Here is a 667-nt window from a genome sequence, read left to right on the forward strand (position 1 = left end):
CTGTTAATGCCTTCTGCCCTGCTTCATCAGTAATGACGATAGTGCCATTGCTGATAGCGGATTTGGTATATCCTTCCTCTGAATCTTTAGCTTTTGAATGATCTAAGACATTTTTAGCAATGTTTTTCCCGACACCATATTTGCCCTGATACATCGGACCACCCGCCGAAATGCTTAAACCTTGGCTGCTAGCTTGCGCATGCGCACTGTTGCTGATATCACTGGTGCTGATGCTTCCTGTGGTCAGGCTGTTTTTATCTGCCGGCGCGGTGCTTTCAATAATACCTCCGGTCAGCGTTGTTTTATCTTTAACGTTGATCTTAAAACCACCATCACCCGCTTTGATGCCTGATTGCTCCACAACACTATGATAATCGCTAGAGGATTTATCCTTGTTCAAGGAAATATTGGTTGTGGCTGTACCTTCCTTTTCTCGGCTATTATACCCAATGGAAACAGAGTTTTGCTTGCTGGAACTTTGTCCCGTATCACTGCGGCTGGTAATGGCAAAATCACCCCCTACTTCCATTTCTACACGCTCTCCAGAAACCACGGCGCCTGCCAATGTGGTGTTTGCACCACTCGTTGTGTGAACAGTGCCAGTGCCAACAATATGGCTGTTTTTGTGATGCACTTCCTCACTGGAACCCTTGCCTTTACCAAAAGA

1 protein-coding gene is annotated in these 667 nt (G+C 46.0%); it reads right to left on the reverse strand.

The window, feature by feature from the left end; all coding sequences use genetic code 11:
- The coding region (locus ACFIQC_RS10080; protein WP_375707152.1) for a hemagglutinin repeat-containing protein at nt 1–667 on the reverse strand (667 nt) is incomplete at both ends.

Origin of the sequence: Bartonella sp. AA126HLJHH, assembly GCF_042197425.1 — a bacterium.
Lineage (GTDB): Bacteria > Pseudomonadota > Alphaproteobacteria > Rhizobiales > Rhizobiaceae > Bartonella.